Origin of the sequence: Intestinibacter sp. (genome assembly GCF_034113885.1) — a bacterium.
Taxonomy (GTDB): Bacteria; Bacillota; Clostridia; order Peptostreptococcales; family Peptostreptococcaceae; genus Intestinibacter.
Window position 1 is genome coordinate 1 of sequence record NZ_JAXEWM010000230.1, and the last position, 3,257, is coordinate 3,257.

A 3,257-nucleotide genomic window follows, 5' to 3' on the forward strand; every position below is an offset into this window, starting at 1 on the left:
CAAACACAAAAATATAGCATTTTAGCATAGTGAATATTATTGCTCCAAGTATCTTCTAAGTTAAAACCTGTACTTTTAAAATCTTTAAACATTTCTTCAATATCAAATCTCTTTTTATATTCCCTTATTGCATAAGGTTCGGAAAGATTATTAGCAATAAACCATGTATCTTCAGCATCTAGAGCTTTACATATAGCCATATTACAAATGTATTTTTGAGATGTTAATTTAATGTTGTAGAAATGTTTTGAACCACATTTTCTAGGAAGTATATCATCTAATTTTTTAATTTTGTTTTTTCCGTCAATGGATATTGATAAGTCTTTTGTACATCTAATACAATATTTCCATTTAAGAGTTTCATCTATAAATTTAAATAAGTCCATACTTTTGAATCCTCTATCAGCAAGTATGGTGACATCAAATTCATAAGGTTTTAAAACTTTATTTAAAAATGTCAAGCCTTCTTTTACATGAATAAAATCTTTATTACCATCTTGTTTGTACTTAAATAATTTAAACCAAAGAGGGACAGCTCTTTTACCTATTTTCAATGAAAATTGAAGTATTACAAATCTATCATCTATTGTTGTATGATCAAATATTATATAAATTGATTTAGATTTAAACTTATACTTTTGCAATAATTTATACGTAAAAAACTCGTAGAGTTTTTCAGGATTTATAGCTTCATTGCTTAAAAATCTTTGCAATCTTTTTATTTTACTTTCTTCTGTTCCTAAAGAGTAATTGTCTTTCAACTCTTGAGATATTTTAGATAGTACAACTGATTGTGAACAAATTATTCCAATAATCATTGCAATTAAATTATTTAAACGAGGAGCAGATAAAATTATCATTTTTTCTAGCGTTTTTTTCAATTTTGTAGTAATATATTCTTGATCGTTGATCATATAAACCACCTTTCATTTGTATTTTTGGTTTCGTAGATTTATTTTACAATGAAAAAGGTGGTTTTTTATTATATTTTTTTTAATTTTTTTGTTAAATTTGAATATAGTAAATATTTGTATATAAACTGTCCGTAGGTCAGATGTATAGGTACAAATTGATACAATGAAAGAGGAAATTTTATGACTATACAAGCTAGTGATAGAGTTATTTATAAAAAGAAAAAATACACTTTAATAGATGTTGAAAAAGGTAAGCAAATTATAAATTGTGCAGAGTTTAAGATGCCAGAACATTCTTTTTTTATGTCTAGTGGGTGTAGGAGAGGATATATAGCAGAATACATAATTGAAGATGAAAAATTATATGGAATTAAATATGAAACAGATTGGGATGAAATGAAAAATATAAAGTCTGAGAAGTTATTTATGAATTATACAGGAAGTTGTATAATAGCATTAGCAGAAAATGAAGAAAAAAAGTTTTACAATTCAGATTTCCTTGAATGCTATTTAGACTATGACGTAGCTTTAGAATTACATTTTACTAATGGAATATTAGATGAGGTAATTAATTTAGGAGATACAATCAGCGAATTTAGAGCATTAAAAGAAACTGAAGAATATAAAAGTGATGATACACAACCATTTACTAGAAAAAGCTTAAGAAAAGAAATAGCACATAAGCATCTAAAGTATGAATATGATTACAGAAGCTATAAATGGAGGTAGGGTTTTGAGTTCCATTTTAATTGCAGATTTATTATAACTTGGAAATGAGGATTTCTTTAGTGATTTGTAGTTGTTGACAAAAAAAGAAAATAAAAAAGAGTAGCTTACAGTAGCATCAATCCCTAAGTGGATTGGTGCTTTTTTAAGGTATAGGAATTTATATAATTTTTCGACGCTGAAAGTAAGATAAAATCTAGCTTTCAGCGTCGTTTTATGGTAAATTAGTTAATAATACGAGAGAGGTTATACTAATGAAATCTGGAATAATAAAGAAAATTTTGAATGATCATTGGATGGGATTTTTAAAATTATACAACAAGAAAATTAGAAAGAATGTGAAAAGAGAAGTAGAGAAAGTTTTAAAGTGTAAAGATATAAGATATGGATATATCGAATTTAAATGTGATACATGTAATATAACTAAAAAGGTTGGTTTTACTTGTAAGAGTAGATTTTGTACATCTTGTGGTAAGATTTATACTGATAAATGGGTAGATAACATGCTTGGAGAATTAATAAATGTTAAACATAGACATATAGTTTTTACTATTCCAGAAGAACTTAGAGAATTTTTTGGAATTGATAGAGAACGATTAAAGATACTTCCGAAATGCGCAGCTAAAGCTGTTACGAGCTGGATGCATAGCTTAAATAAGCGTGAACAGTTTACTCCAGGAATAGTAACAGTTATTCATACTTTCGGAAGGGATTTAAAATGGAATCCACATGTACATATGATGGTTACAGAAGGTGGTAAAGGTAATATCACAGAGTGGAGACATATAAAACATTTTGCATATGAAGCATTACGTAAGAGATGGCAGAAAGTTTTGCTAGATGAAATCATGATTATTAGTGGTGCAAGTAAGAAAATGAGAGCTTTAAAAAATAAACTATATAGAGATAATGATAAAGGATTTTATGTACATGCTAAAACAGAAATAAAATCTGCTAAAGTTGCTGCTAAATATGTGGGAAGATATGTAGGCCGACCAGCTATTGCTGAGTCTCGAATACTTAATTATGATGGAGTGAATGTAACATATAAATATACTAGACATGAAGATAATAAAGAAGTTATTGAAACAGTTCACGCACATGAATTTATTAAAAAATTAATAATACATATACCAGAGAAAAATTTTAAAATGATAAGGTATTTTGGAATTTATTCTAGAAGAAACAAGGGACAAAATAATTTTATAAAGATGATTGATGATAGAATATTAAAATTAAAAAGGTCTTTGCATAAATGGGAATATAGGATTTTGGCAGCATTTGGAGTAAGCCCATGTGATTGTCCTAAATGTAATAAAAAGATGAGATTTTATGATATAGTTTATAGGAAATATGGCTCTATAAGAGAATATCTAAAGAAGAAAATTTTGAAGGAAACAGAGGAAAAGTTAGAAGAAGCTTTAGAATTATATGCAATTACAAAAGGAATAATATGTGGTAGAATAAATCCGACAACAACATAGTTGGAGGGAAAAGAAGTGAAAGAAGATATACTATATATTTGTATGCAGTGTGCAACTAAAGAAAATATACCTAAGGAGGTTGTAGAATACTTTGATGAAATGGATCAAAGTAATATAAATGAACCGCCTTGTT

3 protein-coding genes are annotated in these 3,257 nt (G+C 27.2%); 2 read left to right on the top strand and 1 reads right to left on the bottom strand.

The annotated features are described in order from the left end of the window. Positions 1 to 914, bottom strand: a 914-nt coding sequence (locus SPD90_RS13860) for a transposase (RefSeq protein ID WP_320925620.1), incomplete at its 3' end; no start/stop codon positions are given. Positions 915 to 1,094: 180 nt separating this feature from the next. On the opposite strand from SPD90_RS13860, the gene SPD90_RS13865 reads away from it, so the two are divergent. Beyond that, positions 1,095 to 1,643, top strand: a complete 549-nt coding sequence (locus tag SPD90_RS13865) for a hypothetical protein (RefSeq protein ID WP_320925621.1) — start codon at positions 1,095 to 1,097, stop codon at positions 1,641 to 1,643. A gap of 251 nt (positions 1,644 to 1,894) precedes the next feature. Further along, on the top strand, positions 1,895 to 3,124 hold the full coding sequence (locus tag SPD90_RS13870; RefSeq protein WP_320925622.1) for an IS91 family transposase: 1,230 nt from the start codon (positions 1,895 to 1,897) through the stop codon (positions 3,122 to 3,124). Positions 3,125 to 3,257 lie beyond the last annotated feature (133 nt).

Excerpts from the sequence above, each read along its gene's own strand:
- SPD90_RS13865 (WP_320925621.1), top strand. The coding sequence starts at position 1,095 with ATGACTATACAAGCTAGTGATAGAGTTATTTATAAAAAGAAAAAATAC.
- SPD90_RS13870 (WP_320925622.1), top strand. The coding sequence starts at position 1,895 with ATGAAATCTGGAATAATAAAGAAAATTTTGAATGATCATTGGATGGGA.